At 44.7% G+C, this 19,485-nt stretch carries 19 protein-coding genes; 8 read left to right on the plus strand and 11 right to left on the minus strand.

Annotated features, from left to right (window positions below):
* The first annotated feature begins 9 nt into the window (after nucleotides 1–9).
* The 4 genes from MKY54_RS10900 (at nucleotide 10) to MKY54_RS10915 (ending at nucleotide 3,977) form a co-directional block, all read left to right on the plus strand.
* Nucleotides 10–813, plus strand: a complete 804-nt coding sequence (locus MKY54_RS10900) for a DUF92 domain-containing protein (protein ID WP_036689254.1) — start codon at nucleotides 10–12, stop codon at nucleotides 811–813.
* Between the two features lie 44 nt (nucleotides 814–857).
* The gene (locus tag MKY54_RS10905) at nucleotides 858–1,427 is read left to right on the plus strand and encodes a TetR/AcrR family transcriptional regulator (RefSeq protein WP_036689257.1); all 570 of its coding nucleotides are present in this window, start codon (nucleotides 858–860) and stop codon (nucleotides 1,425–1,427) included.
* A gap of 87 nt (nucleotides 1,428–1,514) precedes the next feature.
* Nucleotides 1,515–3,449, plus strand: coding sequence for an ABC-F family ATP-binding cassette domain-containing protein (locus MKY54_RS10910; protein WP_076125106.1), 1,935 nt, complete (start codon nucleotides 1,515–1,517; stop codon nucleotides 3,447–3,449).
* 42 nt (nucleotides 3,450–3,491) lie between these two features.
* Entirely contained in the window at nucleotides 3,492–3,977 is a 486-nt protein-coding gene (locus MKY54_RS10915) for a tetratricopeptide repeat protein (protein WP_254848719.1), read from the plus strand.
* 354 nt (nucleotides 3,978–4,331) lie between these two features.
* On the opposite strand, the gene MKY54_RS10920 is transcribed toward MKY54_RS10915, so the two are convergent.
* From MKY54_RS10920 to MKY54_RS10945, 6 genes are all read right to left on the minus strand, one after another.
* Entirely contained in the window at nucleotides 4,332–5,162 is an 831-nt protein-coding gene (locus MKY54_RS10920; protein ID WP_076184353.1) for a hypothetical protein, read from the minus strand.
* A complete protein-coding gene (locus tag MKY54_RS10925) occupies nucleotides 5,146–6,186 on the minus strand; it encodes a M42 family metallopeptidase (RefSeq protein ID WP_076184364.1) in 1,041 nt (346 codons plus the stop codon). The genes MKY54_RS10920 and MKY54_RS10925 overlap by 17 nt, the downstream gene beginning before the upstream one ends.
* 2 nt (nucleotides 6,187–6,188) lie before the next feature.
* Nucleotides 6,189–6,500, minus strand: coding sequence for a lipopolysaccharide assembly protein LapA domain-containing protein (locus tag MKY54_RS10930; protein WP_042126298.1), 312 nt, complete (start codon nucleotides 6,498–6,500; stop codon nucleotides 6,189–6,191).
* Nucleotides 6,501–6,588: 88 nt separating this feature from the next.
* On the minus strand, nucleotides 6,589–8,379 hold the full coding sequence (pepF, locus tag MKY54_RS10935) for an oligoendopeptidase F (RefSeq protein WP_076125113.1): 1,791 nt from the start codon (nucleotides 8,377–8,379) through the stop codon (nucleotides 6,589–6,591).
* A gap of 212 nt (nucleotides 8,380–8,591) precedes the next feature.
* Complete coding sequence (locus MKY54_RS10940; RefSeq protein WP_036689267.1) at nucleotides 8,592–8,762, minus strand: hypothetical protein; 171 nt, start codon at nucleotides 8,760–8,762, stop codon at nucleotides 8,592–8,594.
* A gap of 6 nt (nucleotides 8,763–8,768) precedes the next feature.
* Nucleotides 8,769–9,002, minus strand: a complete 234-nt coding sequence (locus MKY54_RS10945; protein ID WP_036689271.1) for a hypothetical protein — start codon at nucleotides 9,000–9,002, stop codon at nucleotides 8,769–8,771.
* 173 nt (nucleotides 9,003–9,175) lie between these two features.
* On the opposite strand from MKY54_RS10945, the gene MKY54_RS10950 reads away from it, so the two are divergent.
* Nucleotides 9,176–9,373: a cold shock domain-containing protein gene (locus tag MKY54_RS10950; RefSeq protein ID WP_036689272.1), complete on the plus strand. Its 198-nt coding sequence runs from the start codon at nucleotides 9,176–9,178 to the stop codon at nucleotides 9,371–9,373.
* 214 nt (nucleotides 9,374–9,587) lie between these two features.
* Here MKY54_RS10950 and MKY54_RS10955 read toward each other — a convergent pair whose 3' ends face one another.
* The gene (locus MKY54_RS10955; protein ID WP_076125115.1) at nucleotides 9,588–10,838 is read right to left on the minus strand and encodes an MFS transporter; all 1,251 of its coding nucleotides are present in this window, start codon (nucleotides 10,836–10,838) and stop codon (nucleotides 9,588–9,590) included.
* Nucleotides 10,839–11,031: 193 nt separating this feature from the next.
* Here MKY54_RS10955 and MKY54_RS10960 point away from each other — a divergent pair, with 193 nt between their 5' ends.
* Both MKY54_RS10960 and pfkA read left to right on the plus strand, forming a co-directional pair.
* Nucleotides 11,032–12,114: a tetraprenyl-beta-curcumene synthase family protein gene (locus MKY54_RS10960; RefSeq protein WP_036689648.1), complete on the plus strand. Its 1,083-nt coding sequence runs from the start codon at nucleotides 11,032–11,034 to the stop codon at nucleotides 12,112–12,114.
* A gap of 66 nt (nucleotides 12,115–12,180) precedes the next feature.
* A complete protein-coding gene (gene pfkA, locus MKY54_RS10965; protein ID WP_036689277.1) occupies nucleotides 12,181–13,152 on the plus strand; it encodes a 6-phosphofructokinase in 972 nt (323 codons plus the stop codon).
* Between the two features lie 71 nt (nucleotides 13,153–13,223).
* Here pfkA and MKY54_RS10970 read toward each other — a convergent pair whose 3' ends face one another.
* The 4 genes from MKY54_RS10970 to MKY54_RS10985 all read right to left on the minus strand — a co-directional run bounded on the left by MKY54_RS10970 (nucleotide 13,224) and on the right by MKY54_RS10985 (nucleotide 17,378).
* Nucleotides 13,224–14,597: an MATE family efflux transporter gene (locus MKY54_RS10970; RefSeq protein ID WP_076125117.1), complete on the minus strand. Its 1,374-nt coding sequence runs from the start codon at nucleotides 14,595–14,597 to the stop codon at nucleotides 13,224–13,226.
* A 135-nt stretch (nucleotides 14,598–14,732) separates the two neighbouring features.
* Entirely contained in the window at nucleotides 14,733–15,944 is a 1,212-nt protein-coding gene (locus tag MKY54_RS10975) for a putative glycoside hydrolase (protein ID WP_076125118.1), read from the minus strand.
* A gap of 231 nt (nucleotides 15,945–16,175) precedes the next feature.
* The gene (locus MKY54_RS10980) at nucleotides 16,176–16,364 is read right to left on the minus strand and encodes a hypothetical protein (protein ID WP_036689649.1); all 189 of its coding nucleotides are present in this window, start codon (nucleotides 16,362–16,364) and stop codon (nucleotides 16,176–16,178) included.
* Nucleotides 16,365–16,544: 180 nt separating this feature from the next.
* Nucleotides 16,545–17,378, minus strand: coding sequence for a YitT family protein (locus MKY54_RS10985; RefSeq protein WP_036689285.1), 834 nt, complete (start codon nucleotides 17,376–17,378; stop codon nucleotides 16,545–16,547).
* A 335-nt stretch (nucleotides 17,379–17,713) separates the two neighbouring features.
* On the opposite strand from MKY54_RS10985, the gene MKY54_RS10990 reads away from it, so the two are divergent.
* Complete coding sequence (locus MKY54_RS10990; protein WP_036689288.1) at nucleotides 17,714–19,366, plus strand: DEAD/DEAH box helicase; 1,653 nt, start codon at nucleotides 17,714–17,716, stop codon at nucleotides 19,364–19,366.
* Nucleotides 19,367–19,485 lie beyond the last annotated feature (119 nt).

Here is a 19,485-nt window from a genome sequence, read left to right on the forward strand (position 1 = left end):
GATGAATCTATGCAGTGGGTTATTGGCGCTTTAGGCGCTTTGATTGTTGCGGGAGCGGCATATTGGAAGCAGTCTTTAAGTCTCTCTGGCATGATTGCCGCGGTAGTGATGGGCACTATTTATTTTGGAGCCGGAAATGCTTTTTGGTTTGGGATATTGCTGATCTTCTTCATCACTTCAAGCCTGCTGTCCAAACTTCATCATGATAATAAAGCAGAATTAGAGCTGACGTATGCTAAGACGGGCCGCCGCGATGCCGGGCAGGTCTTTGCTAACGGTGGACTTGGCATGGTTCTGGTTCTTCTGAATGCGATCTTCCCGCATGAGCTGTGGGGGTTCCTATTTATTGGTGTAATGGCTACAGTAACCTCGGATACATGGGCTACGGAGATCGGAACACTGAGCAAGAAACCGCCTCGTTCTGTCCTTACGGGTAAAGTTCTTCCTGCCGGAGCTTCGGGTGGTGTATCCAGCTTGGGTACGCTGGCGGCGGCAGCAGGAGGCGCACTCATCGGTGCGTCAGCTTGGCTGCTGCGTATGATATCCGGCATGCCGGATCACTCTTTCGTGCTGCTTACCCTAGCAGGACTTGCCGGAGGATTAGTCGGCGCCTTTGCCGACTCTATCCTTGGTGCAACCGTGCAGCAGATGAACCGCTGTACCGTATGCGGCCGCGAAGTGGAAGGCTCACAGCATTGTGGGGCTCCAGCTGTACACGCAAGAGGCTGGAAGTGGATGAGCAATGACGCAGTCAATGCCATCAGCTCTATCCTAGGAGGTGCGGCAGCCTTACTGCTGAGCATGATCATTTAGCATTTGAATTTAAGCTTTGAACGGCACAGTTTAGGGAGGGACCGATGAGTAGCACATCCAATCAAAAACATACTGCTATTCTGGATGCCGCATACGAGCTCTTCGGTTCAGGTGGATTTTACGAAACGAAGATGTCGGAAGTGGCGGAGCAAGCCGGGATAGCAAAGGGCACCGTTTATTTATACTTCAAGAGCAAGGAAGAATTATTCATGGCAGTGACTCGCCGCGATTGTGAGGGATTTCTCCTGCAATTACAGGAAAGGCTGAAGGCTAGTGATACTTTGGCCGGTAAACTGTCGATCATTGCTAAACATCACCTGAATTATTATTATGAACGCAAGCGGCATACGAAGCTCTTTTTCCGTGCCCCTAACAATAATCCTGAATTAGTGGCGTATATGACTCAATTTATGGAGCAGTACATGCAAGATGTGGTCAAGGTATTATTAGAAGGTGGAGCATCCGAGCCTGAGCTTATGGCACAGTCCTACATAGGGATGCTGGATCGTTTGAAGATGGATATTTTATTTGATCCGTCTTTTACGGAGGAGGACGCGTATAAACGCGCTGATTTCGCTGCTGGTCTTTTTATTAGAGGGGCCATGATCACCTGAATTTTGGATAGGATGATAGACCGGATAAATAGCATTGGTTAGATGCGGGCCGGTTTTATGAAAATATAAGGCAAGCGAGGAAATAGCATGAATATTATGACCGTGGAACATCTTTCCAAGAGTTATGGCGAGAAAGTACTCTTTAGCGACGCTTCATTTGGTATGGACGATCGGGATAAAATTGGCTTGATCGGTGTGAATGGAACGGGTAAATCAACCTTTTTACGGATTATTGCCGGTCTGGATACTCCGGATGGTGGACAAATTGCCATCGGGAATAATGTAAGAGTACAATATTTGGCGCAGAATCCTCCTTATGATCCTATGAATACAGTTTTGCAGCAAGTGTTCGCCGGGGATGATCCAGACCTTGCTACCATGCGTGAGTATATGGAGACTATGTCCCAGCTTGAACAGCAGCCTGGTAATGCTGAACTGGAAGGAAAACTAGTAAAGATTGGGCAGGCGATCGACGCTGCGGGAACATGGCATTTGGAGAGTGAAGCCAAAAGCGTGCTTACCAAGCTAGGCATCTTAAAGTTTGATGCGTTAATGGACACACTTTCTGGTGGACAACGTAAACGTGTGGCTCTGGCAGCTGCACTGATTACCCCCTCTGAACTGCTGATTCTTGATGAGCCTACCAACCATATTGATACGGATTCCGTGGCTTGGTTGGAGCAATATTTGCAGAAACGGCGCGGCGCTCTTTTGATGGTGACGCATGATCGTTACTTCCTGGAGCGTGTGGCTAGTGTCATGCTAGAGCTAGATGGTGGCCAGCTTTATCGTTATGAAGCTAACTATTCACGGTTTCTAGAGCTTAAAGCCGATCGAGAAGAACGAGAAGCCTCTGCCGAACAGAAGCGTAAGAATCTGTTGCGTACAGAGCTGGCTTGGATTCGTCGCGGTGCCAAAGCCCGTTCAACAAAACAGAAGGCAAGAATCGACCGCTTCGAGAAGCTGAAAGAGAGTACGGGAAGCAGCTCGAACGGTTCATTGGATATCTCTGTGGCTTCTACACGTTTAGGTCGCAAGATCATTGAAATTAATGACCTGTCGAAAGCGTTGGATGGTCGTCAGCTAATCAAAGATCTCAGCTATATCGCTGTACCCCAGGATAGAGTGGGCATCGTCGGCCCGAACGGCAGCGGCAAATCAACACTCTTAAATATGATTGCAGGTCAGCTGCAACCCGATAAAGGTGAAGTTCAGCTTGGCGCTACGGTTAAGCTTGGTTACTTTACACAAGAGCATCAGGATATGGATGACAGTATGCGTGCCATTGAATACGTGAAGGAAGAAGCAGAAGTGATACGGACAGCAGACGGCAGTGTGATTACGGCTGGTCAAATGCTGGAACGCTTCTTGTTCCCTCCTGCGATGCAGTGGACACCGATCTCCAAGCTGTCTGGTGGCGAAAAAAGGCGCTTGTATCTGCTTCGTGTATTGATGGGAGCACCTAACGTATTGCTTTTGGATGAACCTACGAACGATTTGGATATCGGCACATTGGCTGTTTTGGAAGATTATCTGGATGAATTTCCGGGTGTCGTCTTTACCGTATCCCATGACCGTTATTTCTTGGACCGTACGATAGATAAGCTGATTGCTTTTGAAAATGGCGATATCCGGATTCATGTTGGAGATTATACGGAATATGAAGAATGGCTGGCCAAAAATGTACCGTCACGCATTGGAGAACCGAACAAAGAAGGAAGCTCAAAGCAAAAAGAGGCCGCGGACACTGCCAGCAACCCTGCAGCTTCAACGACTCCCAAAACAAAACTCAAATTCAGCTTCAAGGAACAGCGTGAATATGAGGGCATTGATGAGCAAATTGAGCTTGCAGAGCAACGTTTGACGGATATTAGTGTACAGATGGAGGCGGCTTTTGCTGACTCTGGAAGGCTGCAGGAGCTAGTAGAGGAGCAACGCCTAGCCGAAGCAGAGCTGGAGCGTCTTATGGAACGCTGGACCTATCTGAACGAGCTTGCGGAGAAAATCGCTGGTAAGGCTTAAACCCGTTGGATGGCTTTGAATGAAAATAGGGGAGGGCTCTGTGTGGAAGATAAACTTAAAGCTGCCGTAGCCCTACGCAACGCTGGTAAAGCGGAAGAAGCCAAAATGATGCTGTTTGAGCTATATGAGCAGAATGCTGGGGACGCTGAACTTCTATATCAATTGGCCTGGACGCATGATGTGCTGGGTTTGGAGCGGGCGGCAGTACCCTTTTATGAGAAAAGCTTGGCGTTAGGATTACCTTCTGAGCAGAGAGTTGGCGCTCTATTGGGACTGGGCAGCACCTACCGGACACTCAGAGAATACGAGAAGTCAAAAGGTCTTCTGATGCAGGCTGTTCAGGAGTACCCGGAGAATAAGGAATTTCCGGCGTTCCTAGCCATGACCTTGCACAATCTTGGAGAGCATAGTCAAGCGATGGAACTGCTGCTTAAGCTGTTGGCAGAAACCTCTGCGGATGAAGGGATAAGAAGTTACAGTAAGGCCATTTCTTATTATTCAGATAAACTGGAGCAAGTCTGGGATTGAGGCTGGCTTTTAAATCACAGTGATTCTTACAAATCACTACCCGGACACAGCTAACCTTAAACGCAGCATTATAACCCATTTGGAATGTTAACGGACACCACAGTCGCTATTGACACTAAAAGCACCCAATACGTTCCTTTTTTGCGTGAATAACGTCGCTTGGGTCCGAAAGAATGCTCCAAAGGCTAATAATTTGCGAATAACGCCTTCTGGGTCCGTAAGCACCAGCCGAAAGTGATGACCACCGGAAATTCCGGCAGTGTCTGTTGAAGAACAAGTGAACCACCAATAAACAAAAAAAGAGTAGGATCCTCCACTAATTGGAGAATTCTACTCTTTTATTTTTCTACTTATTTATTTCGTTCCGTCCACAGCAATCATTTGTACTACAGACCGAGAATCGCCGGGTACAATGATTTCCTTCGCATTCATCTGGGAAGAGCCATCTCCGTCCAAGAAGATGCCTTCCAGACCCTTAGCAGGAACTGTCTGGAGGATCGCTGAACGGAACTCTGCCGCTGTTGAGAGCGTTGGGGTAACAATCAGCCAGAGCTTTCCTGTGTTGTCATACACCATGCCTGAGCGCAGGCGTTTCTCATCAGCGTAAGGAAGATGCTCTTCAGCTACTGCCGCTTCCCATAAGTCTTCGTGTCCCAGATTCATACTAATGCCACCTTGCGCAAAATAATGCTGGCGATCAGTAATCTTCAATTCTTCTCCAGAAGAGACAACCTGTACGGAGAAGCTACGGCTGGCACCATCCCAGACAAGGGTTCCACGTGCGTATTTAGCATTGAACCAGCCAGACCCATAACCCTTCTGGGCTCCGTTGACTGGAGTATCATTCATGATAGCCATGGATAAAAGCGCATCTTGATAGAAAAAACCACCGTTAATCCCATATGCATTAACTTGCCGTAAAGGGACACCCGCGGCCCTGAGCTTAATATCTTCAGGTGAAAGTGACATCATATAGAGCTGCACGTTATCTGTACTCACTGTTTCCAAAAAGCTATAGGCGTGAGGAAGACCTTTAAAGGGATCTTCCTTGTGATTTCTAAATACCAGAAACAACGATAGCGCTAACCCCACTATCAATAACACCAGAAGTGAGACGATAAGTCCCTGTCTGCGCCTCCAGAGCTGGTTCAGCTTGCCAGAGCTACCCTCAGTTTGTCCCCACATAAGCAGCGAGAAGCTTAGCAGTGTTCACTACAGCTTGCTTATGCGTACGTTCCATGGAGTGGGAGGCATGTACACCTGGGCCAATCAATGCTGCACGGATATTGTTTCCGCCTCTGAGCGCTGCGGAAGCATCGGAGCCGTACATAGGATAAATATCAACGGCATAAGGAATTGCGAGTGCTTCTGCCAGTTCAATCAAACGACCTGTCATAACATAATCGTAAGGGCCGGAAGAGTCTTTTGCACAGATGGATACATCGGTTTCTTTACAGCTGAGATCATCACCCATGGCGCCCATATCGACGGCAATCATTTCATTGATTTCACCAGGAATCCAAGCTGTACCATGTCCCACTTCCTCGTAGTTAGAGATGAGGAAAGAAAGGTTGTGGAGAGGTTTCCAGCCTTCACGTTTAATACTTTCCAGCAATCCGAGAAGGGCAGCCACGCTTGCTTTGTCATCTAAATGACGGGATTTAATGTAGCCGCTAGGCGTAATCACTGCACGTGCATCGAAAGAGATGAAATCTCCGACGGAAATGCCAAGCTTGAGTACGTCTTCTTTAGAAGATACCAGCTCATCAATACGTACTTCCATGTTCTCCTCTGATCGTTTGAAGTCACGAGCGTCTGGATATACGTGAACAGATGGATGGCTGGTTAAGATGGTTCCTGTATAAGTTTTGCCGCTACGGGTATGGATCGTGCAGTATTCATTCTCAATGCTGTGCATGGCGAAGCCACCCACAGAGGTCAGACGCAGTGTACCATTAGCTTTAATCGAGCGGACCATGGCACCAAGTGTATCCACGTGAGCGCTGATGCCAATAGTACGAGAGGGATCTAGGCCAGGGACGTTAAGAATTACGCCGCCTTTTTCATTCCAGCTTAAAGGTACGTTCAGCGCAGCTGCTTCTTCAGCAACTAGTGTCATTACCTGTGCGGTGAAACCGCTTGGGCTGGGGGTGTCGAGTAATTTTTTTAGGATGGAAAGTATGTAGTCTTCATTAGGTTGAATGGTAATCATTAGTTAAGCCCTCCTGTTAAGCCATCATTGTCTGTGTTAAAAGAATCCAGTGAAGTGTCGGCATCACGAAGCTTGGTAAGCTCAGCAGTTAAGCTTTTAATTTGCTTTTGTAGTTTGTATTGACGAAAAATGCCGTAAGAGCCCACGATGATTCCGCCAATTAACGCGCAGCCAAGAATAACGAGTATAAGTGGTATATTAACCACATCAAAACCGAAATTGACTTGAACGGGATCAACGTTGATGACTGCGAATATGGCGGTTAGCAGCGCGAAGATTAGACCCGCAATTAGTGACCATTGAATTCTCATTGAATTCTTCCTCCTCAGGGGGATATAACAATATAAAATCCCCTGCCCAGATAGGGCAAGGGATTAATGTAATACTAAGCTCTCTGCCTTATTTGGTCAACTGTTCCATTTGCTCGATAACACTTTCGAACACACTCATCGCTTCGCGAATCGGCTCAGGAGACGACATGTCAACGCCTGCTTTTGACAAAATATTGATGGAGTAATCACTGCCACCGCTCTTCAGGAAGCCGAGGTAACGATCTACCGCCGGTTTACCTTCTTCAAGGATTTGTTTGGCAAAGCTAGTCGCTGCCGAGAAGCCTGTTGCATATTTGTAAACATAGAAGCTGTTATAGAAATGCGGAATTCGTGCCCATTCCATCTCGATATCCTGATCTACAACCATTTCTTTGCCGTAGTATTTGACATTCAGGTCGTAGTAGATACTTGAAAGATCTTGAGGGGTAAGCGAATCGCCCTCTTCAACACGCTGATGAATGATCTTTTCAAATTCTGCGAACATTGTTTGCCGGAAAATCGTTGTCCGGAACTGATCGGCATAGTAGGTGAGCAGATACATTTTTTCCTTAGGATCTGTAGACTTTTTGAGTAGATAATCCATAAGCAAAGCTTCATTGGTAGTCGAAGCAACCTCTGCAAGGAAAATGGTATACTGTGCATCCCGATAGTTCAGAGCGTTGTCTGAAAAATAAGAGTGTAGAGCATGACCCATCTCATGTGCCAGAGTAAACATACTGTTCAGATTATCGTTATGGTTCAGCAGGACGTATGGGTGTGTGCCATAAGGGCCCCAGCTGTAAGCTCCAGAGCGTTTATTCTCGTTCTCATAGACATCAATCCAGCCATTGTCGTAGCCTTTTTGCAGCACATTCAGATAATCTTCACCCAGCGGTTTGAGGCCTTCTTTGGTAATTTTCTTCGCTTCTTCGTACGTGATATCCAGCTTATATTCATCTACTAGTGGTGCAAATAGGTCATACATATGTAACTCATCCACACCAAGCAGCTTTTGACGCAACTTCATGTAACGGTGCATTAAAGGAAGACTCTCATGAATCGTATCGATCAGGTTGGTGTATACCTCTTTTGGAATGTTATCACCGTAAAGAGACATTTCCATTACAGATGGATACTTGCGGACGTGTGAGAAAAAGACGTTTTTGTTCACATTGGCGCTAAGCGTTGCTGCGATGGTGTTTTTTTGCTTACGATAGGTGTCATAGACTGCTTTAAAAGCATTTCGGCGAACCTCGCGATCGGAGCTTTCCAAGAACTTGATATAGTTGCCGTGAGTCAGCTCGACCTCTTTGCCATCTTCATCTTTAATCTTAGGGAATTTCAGATCTGCGTTGTTCAGCATACTAAAAATATTCTGAGGCGCTTGTGCTAGGTTTCCAACTTGGGCAAGCAGAGCTTCCTCAGCCTTGGACAATACATGCGCTTTCTCACGTTTCATCTCTTTTAAAGTGAAGGTGTAAGCGGACAGTTCAGGATCAGCAATAAATTGATCCAGCTTCTCAATAGGCAGTGCCAAGATTTCTGGGGTTACAAAAGAAAAGGCTTCGCCTGCTTCGATCCCAAGCTTCTTCGCTTTGGAGGACAAAGCTTGATATTCAGGATTAGCAGTGTCTTCATCCTGACGCATATGAGCATAGACAAAAAGTCGCTCAGTGGAGACGGACAGCTTGTCATCCAGCTCAAAACATTGTTTCACAGCTTCTGCGGAATCAAGTTTACCTTGGAAATCAGCAGCTTTTTTGATCAGTGATTTAGCTTCAGCATATTCTGCATCCCAATCCTTCTGAGAGGCAAATATATCTTCAAGCTTCCAACGATTCTCAGCAGGTACTTCACTTCTCTTCAATAATTGTTCCATAGAAACCCTCCTAGAATGATGAGATGTAGTAGGCATAATCTCCCTCGGCAATACTGTGGATGATATTTCACCCGGTAGCAAGCTGAGCACAAGTAGAAGAGGGATGGACTTGAGTGTAATAGGCATGACGTCCTCCTCTTTGAAAAGTAGAGTCAGCTTATTATGTCCTGCTAAGTCCTGATTATTAATATTTAGTCTTCTTTATATGGTAGTTATGCCAACAAGCTATAAATAACAAAGATGAAAGCAAACAGAATCATTACGACCGCAGCCATGGCCATACCCCGCTTTAGTTTCGGCGGGACACGATCCTTGGTCATAATTAATACTGCGCCTAGACAGAGGACTAGGACAACATAAATCGTGAGATTTTCGTTATTCATTTCCTGTTATACCTGTTTGAAAGCTGCAATGATGTTTTTGTACTCTTCTTCATTGTCTTTATAAGATTCTTTGTTGAAGCGGTTATTCACCCATTGCATCATCGCTGGACGACTCAGGAAGGTATGTGTTTCTTCTCCCCATTGATCGGAAATTTCGCGGAGTACAATGTAGCGGCCTTGAACTTCTACCGTCATCATATTCCATTTGTCTGTTTTGTATATTTCATGTTTTTTGATCATTATCATTACCACCCTGGCGATTTTTGGCTTTTGGCTCAATGATAACGCACTGGAGAAGGGAAAAGCAAATTAAATCATATATTAAGGGTTGGGTTTGATTGATTTGAACAGAAGATTGCAGTATACTATAGTTATACGCCATATATGGCGGTTATTTTTAGGAGGTTGTTCAATTGAAAGGTACAGTAAAATGGTTTAACGCAGAAAAAGGTTATGGTTTTCTTCAAGTAGAAGGCGGCGAAGATGTATTCGTACACTTCTCAGCAATTCAAGGTGAAGGATTCAAGACTTTGGACGAAGGTCAAGAAGTAGAATTCGACATCACTGATGGTAGTCGCGGACCGCAAGCTGAAAACGTAGTAAAATTATAAGAAACAGCAGGACAGTTAAGCTGTCTGCTACAAATATATAATTTACTTGGCAAGCCCTTGCAAGAGTGGTTACCAACTTACAGAACACAGTTCTTTCGGGAACTGTGTTTTTTTACGCCCACTATAGATGTTCTCCTAAATGAAAAAGGTCGTTGCACTCCATTGAAGGGGAGTGCAACGACCTCTTTGTATTATGGAATAATACCAACCCTAATTATAGGGAGGCTTTTTTGTTCTTTTTTCTGAAATAATTGATCGGCTCCAGGTTGGATTTCAATAAATGCTGTCCCAGAAACCCTGCAAAAGCAAGCAAGCTGAAACCCGTAGCCACTATATAAAAAATATAACGCCCCGCCTCTTGATAAATAATGCCGCCAAAGGTACCGCTAAGCAGCCCAGAGGCACTTGACCAAACGACGGTGAAAATGGCAAGACCTGTTGCCCGAAGGCGATCCGGGATAATCCGGGTGATATAACGGACAGATGTTACATAAAAAACACCAAATGATATACTGTGCATGGCTTGAATGGCAATCATTGAGCCTGGATGATCCGCCAGGGACATCAAAAGAAAACGCAGAGCATACATCAGACTCCCCAAGGCCAGCAAGGGCAATTCTTTGAATTTGTCGCCGTATCTGCTGAGGATAAATAATACAGGGATCTCACTAAGAGCTGACGCGAGCAATGCCCAGCCAATGATTTCCTCACCTGCGCCTAGTTGTTTTAGACTGATCGTCAGAAAGGCTTCGTTCATTCTATGGCCTAACGCGAGTACAAACACACAGCCGAAGAACCACAGCACCTCTTTTTGCAACAATATATCTTTAAGTCCATTTTTGCTATTATCAGCTTCAGCTGTGTCCTTATCTTGATTCGTTGTTTCTATAACAGCAGGTCTTTTAACATCCTTAAGACCTAGGGTAATTAAAAGTGCAGCAATAATGATGATGATACATAGGGTCAAGCTCCAAGTAGAGCCCAATGCTCTTAATGCATAGCCAACGGTTAGAGCAAAGAAAGAATAGCCTAAGGAGCCAAAAACGCGAATGGTAATGAAGTTCCGTCCGTGTCTTTCGGCAACTTTGATAGCCATTGTATCGGCAAGCGGAAAAACTGGGTAATAGAAGAAGTAGAAGAAGGACAAAATAAGCATGACAGATGAAAATTCGGCCGCTCTGGCTAATAGAAGACCAGTTACTAATTGACCCGCAAGTAGTATGAACATGATCTTTCGAACGGTGCCTAACTTATCGCTTATCATACTCCAGAATAGATTGGATAGGATGGAGATAAGGGGACCGAGGGAATACAAGTAGCCTATCTGAGAACTGCTAAACCCTAAATGTGTGTAGAATAAAGGAAAGTAGGATACTACAAGGACGCTGGTACCATATATGGTAAAAAGAAAGGAACGCAGCCAGTTTTGATCACTGTAAAGGCTGCCGGTCCGTTTTGAAAACATGGATTGCACTCCTCCGAAATTGAAATATGCCTAGTATAGCATAAAGCAATGGGGAGATGTTTTTAAAAACTGCTGTATTTCTGAATCTTTCATGATTTTACGAAAGTGATTTTGTTGTTTGTACAAATACGCCTGATCATATTATAATAAGTGGTGATTTGGATAAGGAGACAACAATGTGGAGGCACTGTCATTGAGTGAATTAGAGCAAGGCCGTTACCTTAGCCCGCGTGGTCCACTGGGACTTATGAACAGGGTCTATAAGTACGTGCTGCCGGAAGTGAGAGAATGTCTCCATTTCTGGCGCCAAGATGCGAACGGGATTCCCGATCCCGAGCTCCGGAAGCAAGCACTTGCCAGCATTGAAACTAAAGAGTTTCATTGCATAGGCGGTGGTATTTATGCCGCCGGCAATTTATCGATGAAACATATACTGATTCCGCTAATTGTTGCTTATCAAACTATCAGTGATTATCTGGACAACTTATGTGATCGCAGTACTTCGCTTGATCCTGCAGATTTCAGGCTGTTGCATCAATCTATGCTGGATGCTATTGATCCAAATGCTGAGCCAGGTAATTATTATGCGCTTCGAAGTGAACAGAATGACGGCGGATATTTGTACAGGCTGGTTCGTAAATGCCAAGAAATGATTTCTTTGTTGCCAGGTTATTCCGCTGCTGCAGCGGAGATTCGAGAACTGGCTGTGCTCTATACAGATTTACAAGTGTATAAGCACATCCGCCCGGAACTCAGGGAAACAGCCCTGAAGGAGTGGTGGGAGGAACAGGGCAGTCGAGCGCCGCATCTGCAATGGAATGAGTTTTCGGCTGCAACGGGATCAACACTAGGTGTATTTATGTTATTTCTTTCCGCATGTGATCCGAAGCTGAACCAAGCTTCTGCGGCTTCGATTCGAGCCGCGTATTTTCCGCATGTATGTGGTCTGCACATTATGCTGGATTATCTGATTGATCAGGAAGAGGACCGAGCAGGCGGTGATCTTAATTTCTGCAATTATTATGATGACACGGATACCATGCTGAGTCGGATCGCTGCAATGGTTGAGTGGGCCCGTAAGGATGTTCGTAATCTTCCAGAGTCTTCGATGCATCGTATGGTGATTGAGGGATTGCTGGCACTTTATTTATCTGATCCCAAAGTTAGCGAACAGCGGGAAGTTCGCTCTGTATCTAAAAGCCTGATGAAAGGCAGTCCGCTTACAAGACTGTTCTTCTTCGCTAACAGCCGTTGGATACGCAAACGCTTTTTGTAACCATGTCGCGAAGTTGTTTTTATAAGATGTATCAGGCTTCGCACAATTTTAAGGAGGAACAACAGAATGTCTAAAATTCAAAAAATCGCAGTATTGACTAGTGGTGGAGATTCACAGGGAATGAACGCCGCTGTTCGTGCGGTTGTAAGAAGCGCACTTTATTTCGGTATTGAGGTATTTGGGGTGCAACGTGGTTATCAAGGTCTGCTGAATCGCGATATTTTCCCAATGGATCTTCGCAGTGTAGGGGATATTATTCAACGTGGCGGTACTGTTCTGCAGTCTGCAAGATGTCTGGAGTTCACGAAACCGGAAGGACAACAAAAAGGCGCGGATATCCTTAATGAACTGGGTATCGATGGTCTAGTAGTTATCGGTGGAGATGGTTCTTATAAAGGAGCTAACAAATTAAGTAAACTTGGTATCAAGACTATGGCTTTGCCAGGTACGATTGATAACGATATCTCCTTCACAGACTACACTATCGGGTTTGATACAGCGGTTGGCGTTGTTGTAGACGCTATTAACAAGTTGCGTGACACTATGTCCTCCCATGAACGTTCTTCGATTGTAGAGGTTATGGGACGCCACTGTGGCGATATCGCGCTGCATGCTGGACTGGCTTCCGGAGCAGAAACAATTCTTGTGCCGGAAATGCCGTATGATTTGAATGAAGTTGCTGACCGGATGCGCGATAACTTTATCAGAGGTAAACGTCACAGTATCGTAATTGTTGCCGAAGGCGTTGGCAAAGGTGAAGATGTGGCTCAAGCTCTGAAAGACCGTCATGCTTCTCTGGATGCACGTGTTACTGTACTCGGACATATCCAACGTGGTGGAACACCAACTCCTGGAGACCGGAATCTGGCTAGCCGTCTTGGCGATTTTGCCGTACGTAAGCTAATCGAAGGTGAATCCGACAAGGCTTGTGGTATCATCAAAGGTGAATTAACCCTTACGGATATTGATCTCGTTGTAAATACGAAAAAGGGCTTTGACCTGGAGCTGTACGAGCTGGCTTCCCGTCTTTCCCAATAATTAGCGACCCTATATATAAAAAGGAACAGCTGCGAGATGCGCACTGTTCCTTTTTTGTGTAATATGGATCGTTAACTCTGTGGTTGTTCCTGTGTGTATTGTGCGGCATAACGCCGTTGAACTTTGATAAGCCGAGACAATAGCAGGGTCGCACCGATGGCAAGACCGGTAATAAGACCAATCCAGTAGCCGAATGCTCCTAGATCTGTATAAGTTGCAAGTACATAACCTGTAGGTAAGCCAATTACCCAATAGGCAATAAAACAAATGATAAAGGCTGGGTTAACATCCTTATATCCGCGAAGCGCCCCTTGAGTAGGTGTAGCAATTGCATCTGAGATTTGAAAAAAGATTGCATAGATCAGGAAATGCTGAATCAACGAGATGACATCGGGTTCATCTGAATATAGACCAGCTACATGATTTCCGGCAAACAAGAGTAATAAAGCTGTGGCCAGCGAAAGGATTGCCGCCAGCCCGATACCCATTATGGCATATTGGCGTGCATCCTTTTGTCTGCCAGACCCGGTCTCGAAGCCGACGAGGATGGTAAGGCTGATGCAAATACTGAGCGGAATCATATAGAGTGTTGTTGCAAAATTGATTGCTGCCTGATGCGCGGCAATTGTTACGGTGTCAAATCGGCTCATTAACAAGGTTACAGCGGAAAAGACAGCCGTTTCGAAAAAAATCGAGAAACCGATGGGTACTCCGATTTTGAGCAAATCTTTAATGCTGTTTAACGATATGAAGTAGAAATTACGGAATAATCTGAGATTTACAAAGGCCTGAGAACGATATATGAACAGTAGAGCAACGGCAAATATAACCCAATAGGTAATGGCTGAAGCTACGCCTGCACCAACACCCCCGAGACGAGGAAATCCGAAGTTCCCGAAGATGAGCAAATAGTTCAAACCTACATTTACAGGCAAAGCTATTAGTGTAATACACATGGATACGCGTGTTTGTCCTAAAGCGTCTATACAGCTACGAAGTACCGTATATCCAAACAGGGGGATAATTCCGAACGAAATAGCACTGAGGAAGCGGAAAGCAACATCTCTTACACCAGGCTCCAAGTTCATAAAATTAAGAATAGGTGACAAGGCAAAGCTGCCAATCAGCAAGACGATGATCGAAACAATCAGTGACAGCCAAATACCTTGTGTGACTTGAAAGGCAACATCCTTATCTTTTTTGCTCCCGATGAGCTGTGAAACAATAGGTGTGATCCCCATAAGAATACCGCTGAGACCGGTTTGGATTGGAATCCAAAGACTAGTTCCTATCGCAACTCCTGCCAGATCGACGGTTCCGAATTTACCGGACATATTAGTATCAAAGAAGGTGATCGCGGATAAAGCTATTTGTGTAACAAGGATTGGGAATAAAATATGAAAAAATTGTCCTGCTTTTTGTTTTAAAGAGGTGGTCTGTATCATAATTCTGTGCCTCATTCTTTATGATTTTTCAAGGAATAGGTTACATAGTTCAATAAGTTTCCGTTAAAAGACCCGGCAGACGCCGGGTCTTTAGCATACGTATATCAGATCAGCTATAAATAATAAGGGCTGTATTCATTGTTTTTCGTAATCAACATCGGCTGTATAGCGATTATTGGCGTTCCAGAGAAGGAACTCATCCACATTCTCATCTTTTAAAGCGCGGATTTGATCTTCCACCTGTTTTTTACCATATTTCACATAATGACCACTTCCGAGCCAGCTTGCTGTAAAGTCTTGAATCCAAGGCCGAATAACGGGTTTGTAGCTGCCCAGTGGATCAAGCTTCTTATGTGTATCAACCATGGAGCCTTTGATTGTAGCGTAAGGATCTAAGTCGGGCTCTTTCACGCCAAACCATCCCGTTGAATAGTGACTTGGATAAACCATTGGACTGATAACATCCACATTCTTGGATATTTTAACAAAGTCTTGGCCGATACCCTCAGCAGGGGCAGATGCGGCATATCCAAAAATATCTACGGACACACGGACACCAAGTGGAGCTAGCTCTGCTTTGGCATATTTAACAAAATTAGATACAATTTCTACGCGTGAATCACTGGTTTTAGTGTATTTAAGGGTTTCAGCGCGTTTTTCGAATCCTTCCGGAAAACGAACATAGTCGAACTGAATTTCTTTGAAGCCGAGCTTGACAGCTTCCTTGGCGATATCCACATTGTATTTCCAAACATCTTCATTATAAGGATTAACAAAGCTGTCGCCGCCTTTATTCTTCCATACAGTGCCATCAGAATTAACAAAAGACATCTGCGGGTTCTTCTTGGCAAGAATGGAATCTTTAAAAACAACAATCCGGGCGATAGGATAAACATCATGTTTCTTCAAACGTTCCATTAACTTGCTGATATCTCCAATAAAAGGCTGAGGGTTACCAAGCTTCTGAAGGTCGGCATTATCGGTCTTATACGTGATATAACCCGCATCGTCCTTAATGTCTATAACCATTGAGTTAAGTTCGGTTTGGTCAAGCAATGTAAGCAGCTTTTCCATTCGTTCCCCACCAGCACTGTAGGCGGTAACATAAATGCCTTTTACTTTGGGTGCGTCTGGCTGTGGATCGGTGTGTAACATACTTTCTGAGTTTGTTGCTTCAGGTGAAGCGCTTGGAGCTGGAGTTGCTACATTCGAATTGTTGTTTTGTTGTGCAATGATGGGGGGATTCATGGCGGACTTCAAAGCGATCGCCACTTCAGCGTCATGTTGGTTCTGTTGTACGCCTACGCTTCCCAAGGCCATCATCAGTAGAGCCCAGGTGATGTTCATTCGTTTTTCTCTCCCTTTATGTACTTTCCCCTAAATTATATAGGAACGGTTGCTCCCAAAAAGAACAGTGTTGTAACAATATTAGCTCAGATTGGGAATAAAAAACCGCCTTTGTTGTTTATAAACGAGATGTATGGATTCGAAACGGTATGAAAAAAGTAAATGCCGCCTTAAATCGGCAACAGGGCCGAACCCAAGGCGGCAACTATCAAGACTTCTCTTGCGGCTTGCTCATTGAAGATACGCAGAATTCTGATGTTCACAGATGCTGTAATGGATAATATCCATGGCATCTGCAGGTTCCAGAATACTTAGCCCGTCTCGCAGAACGATTACTGAATTTAATTCGTCCTGTTTGAGAAACGGCATCATATCAGGATACCACCTCATGACGATTGCTGACAGTTTTACCGTTTCCATTTCCACAAAAATCACCCTTTCCTTTTTCGATAGTTCTGAATAGATTCAGTGTTCATCGGAAAACGAAGTGCTTTGGAAAAAAGAGGGGTAAATCTCAATCTTTATGAAATTGTTAGGGTTCTGCGTGTGTATAATATATCATAATTCTGAGTTTGGTGCATTTTCCAATACTAGGAATTTTTATTTCCTCATTTTGTCTTTCCGGAAGGAGCCCATGACACCCACTGTTTCAACAATATTTACAAAAGCTTGAGGATCTGTCGTGCGGATGATACGTTGCAGCTCTGCAAGTTCGTAGCGGGTTGTTACCGTCATTAGCATGTCCTTTTCAACGTGAGAATAAGCGCCTTCTGTTTTAATCTTTGTGACACCTCGTTGAAGGCCTATCAGATGTTGCAGTAATTCATCTGTACGGTTTGTTACAATATATACAGTTACTTTTAAGTGGCTGATATGAATCATATCCAACACTTTACCTGTTACATATATAGATACCATTGATGAAAGTGCTAAATTCCAGTTCTGGTCAAGATAAGCGGCCGCCAGGATAACTAGTCCATTTAAACTTACCACTACATTACCGACCGGGAAATCACGGTATTTAGTGATAATTGAACCCAAGATGTCAAAACCTCCGGAAGAACCTCCTGCACGGAAAGAGATACCGCAGCCAATCCCAACGAGAACTCCGCCAAATACAGAGGACAGCAGCATATCTGTAGCCACCAGATGCTCGGGAATCACCGTTAAGAACCAGGTTGTAAACACAACGGACAACATGCTCATAATAATAAATCTCCGGCCTAACTGGAACCAGCCAGCAGCCAGCAGAGGAATATTAAAGAGCAAGTATAGGAGGCTTATGTTTAATGGAGTGAAATAACCCACTAACATGGAAAGCCCAGATACGCCACCACTTAGTAAACGGTGTGGAATTAAAAATAGATTAAATCCACTGGCGATCAGTGCTGCCCCTAAAAAAACAACCAAACAATTCAAAATCTGTCTTAACAAGTAAATCCACCCTTATATATATATTTAATAAAATAAAACATGAAAGCAATGAAAAGAAAGGAACCCACTGGTATTCTCACATGTGTTTGTGATATAATGTATAGGATATTCTTGAGTAGAACGTTACAATGGTATTTTTGCATTGCATCGGATGTAAAGCTACAGTTGCTCAGGTACAACAAGGTACCTGATGATTAGGGAGGCTTTTCGTCCCAAAAGCGCTATATCATGCAGAAAATAGAGCATGATTGGACAGCCTATAAATGTGTTTACCGCTACTTAAGAATACAGACAAGCATGTGGAATGTCCACTGTATAGAAGGAGCATGAATAATTTGAAAACATTCGCAGAATTTGGCTTGGAGCCAAAAGTGCTACAAGCAATCACAGAGTTAGGATTTGAGGAGGCAACACCGATACAGGAACAGTCGATCCCATTAGCATTGACTGGGTCGGATCTGATCGGTCAAGCTCAGACTGGTACAGGTAAGACTGCTGCTTTTGGTATCCCCCTCATTTCGAAGATTAACCGTGAAGACGAAAAAATCTTGGCCCTTATTATGGCACCAACTCGTGAGTTGGCCATCCAAGTGTCAGAAGAAATTGGCAAACTAAGCCGTTTCAAAGGTCTTCGCTCGTTGGCGATTTATGGCGGACAGGATATTGGACGTCAAATCCGTGGATTGAAAAAGAAACCACAAATCATTATTGGTACACCTGGTCGTTTGCTCGATCACATCAACCGTAAAACGATCCGTTTGGATGATGTTCAAACCGTTGTATTGGATGAAGCAGATGAAATGCTGGATATGGGCTTTATGGAAGATATTCAGACGATCTTGAAGCTCGTTCCTGTAGAACGTCAAACCATGTTGTTCTCTGCTACAATGCCACCAAACATTCAACGCCTAGCTCAACAATTTCTTAACAACCCGCAACATGTCTCCGTTATTCCGAAACAAATCAGTGCCCCACTGATTGATCAAGCTTATGTGGAAGTGCCTGAGCGTCAAAAGTTTGAAGCTCTTAGTCGTTTGATTGATATGGAATCACCTGAATTAGCTATCGTATTCGGACGTACTAAGCGCCGGGTTGATGAGCTTGCTGAAGCTTTGCAAAAACGCGGATATTCTGCTGATGGATTGCATGGTGACTTGTCACAGAACCAACGTGATGCTGTAATGCGTAAATTCCGTGATGGCAGCATTGACGTGCTGGTAGCTACTGACGTAGCGGCACGTGGTCTGGACGTATCCGGCGTAACTCACGTAATTAACTTTGACTTGCCACAAGATCCTGAAAGCTATGTACACCGTATTGGTCGTACAGGACGCGCAGGTAAAGAAGGTACGGCTTGGTCATTTGTTACTCCACGCGAAATTGATCACCTGCATTTGATCGAACGTGTTACTCGTCACCGGATTACTCGTAAACCTTTGCCAACAATGGCTGAAGCTATTGAAGGTAAACAACGCGTTACTGCTGAGCGTTTGCTTGAAGTGGTAGAAAGCGGAGAGTTGAACGAGTACAAAGGAATTTCTATTCAATTGCTTGAGCAATATGATTCCGTACAATTGTTGTCCGCAGCTATGAAGCTTCTCACTGGCGACAAGAAGGATTCTGCAATTGAATTGACTCCTGAAGATCCAATTCGTGCTAAACGTCGTGGTGGCAAAAACGATATCCGCAGTGGCCGTAAACCTAATGGTGGTTATGGCGGAAACCGTGGTACTTCCGGTGGCAGCGGTAGCGGTGGCGGATACCGTGGTAACCGTGATAATAACGGTGGCGGTAGTCGTGGTGGCTATAGCAGCGGTGGCAGTAACTACGGTAGCGGCAGTGGCGGCTATGGCGGTGGCTATAAAGGCAACCGTGATGGCGCACCAGCTCGTGACGGTGGTGCAAACCGCAGCGCAGAGCGTAAACCATACACTCGTCCAAGCAGCACGAGCACTCGTCCTGCAAAACGTGAAGATTTCGATAATTAATACTTCGTCCAGATACCAAAGAAGACGAGATGCCGCATTGCGGTTCTCGTCTTCTTTTTGCTGAAATATAAGGATGTTTGGTGAATTGTTGTGTCCTTAGTAGGGCGCGAATTTGTTTT

Source organism: Paenibacillus sp. FSL P2-0121, assembly GCF_037975345.1.
Taxonomy (GTDB): Bacteria; Bacillota; Bacilli; order Paenibacillales; family Paenibacillaceae; genus Paenibacillus_AQ; species Paenibacillus_AQ odorifer.

Excerpts from the sequence above, each read along its gene's own strand:
- MKY54_RS10900 (WP_036689254.1), top strand. The coding sequence starts at position 10 with ATGCAGTGGGTTATTGGCGCTTTAGGCGCTTTGATTGTTGCGGGAGCG.
- MKY54_RS10905 (WP_036689257.1), top strand. The coding sequence starts at position 858 with ATGAGTAGCACATCCAATCAAAAACATACTGCTATTCTGGATGCCGCA.
- MKY54_RS10910 (WP_076125106.1), top strand. The coding sequence starts at position 1,515 with ATGAATATTATGACCGTGGAACATCTTTCCAAGAGTTATGGCGAGAAA.
- MKY54_RS10920 (WP_076184353.1), bottom strand. The coding sequence starts at position 5,162 with ATGTGGGGACAAACTGAGGGTAGCTCTGGCAAGCTGAACCAGCTCTGG.
- MKY54_RS10930 (WP_042126298.1), bottom strand. The coding sequence starts at position 6,500 with ATGAGAATTCAATGGTCACTAATTGCGGGTCTAATCTTCGCGCTGCTA.
- pepF (WP_076125113.1), bottom strand. The coding sequence starts at position 8,379 with ATGGAACAATTATTGAAGAGAAGTGAAGTACCTGCTGAGAATCGTTGG.
- MKY54_RS10940 (WP_036689267.1), bottom strand. The coding sequence starts at position 8,762 with ATGAATAACGAAAATCTCACGATTTATGTTGTCCTAGTCCTCTGTCTA.
- MKY54_RS10945 (WP_036689271.1), bottom strand. The coding sequence starts at position 9,002 with ATGATCAAAAAACATGAAATATACAAAACAGACAAATGGAATATGATG.
- MKY54_RS10955 (WP_076125115.1), bottom strand. The coding sequence starts at position 10,838 with ATGTTTTCAAAACGGACCGGCAGCCTTTACAGTGATCAAAACTGGCTG.
- pfkA (WP_036689277.1), top strand. The coding sequence starts at position 12,181 with ATGTCTAAAATTCAAAAAATCGCAGTATTGACTAGTGGTGGAGATTCA.
- MKY54_RS10970 (WP_076125117.1), bottom strand. The coding sequence starts at position 14,597 with ATGATACAGACCACCTCTTTAAAACAAAAAGCAGGACAATTTTTTCAT.
- MKY54_RS10975 (WP_076125118.1), bottom strand. The coding sequence starts at position 15,944 with ATGAACATCACCTGGGCTCTACTGATGATGGCCTTGGGAAGCGTAGGC.
- MKY54_RS10980 (WP_036689649.1), bottom strand. The coding sequence starts at position 16,364 with ATGGAAACGGTAAAACTGTCAGCAATCGTCATGAGGTGGTATCCTGAT.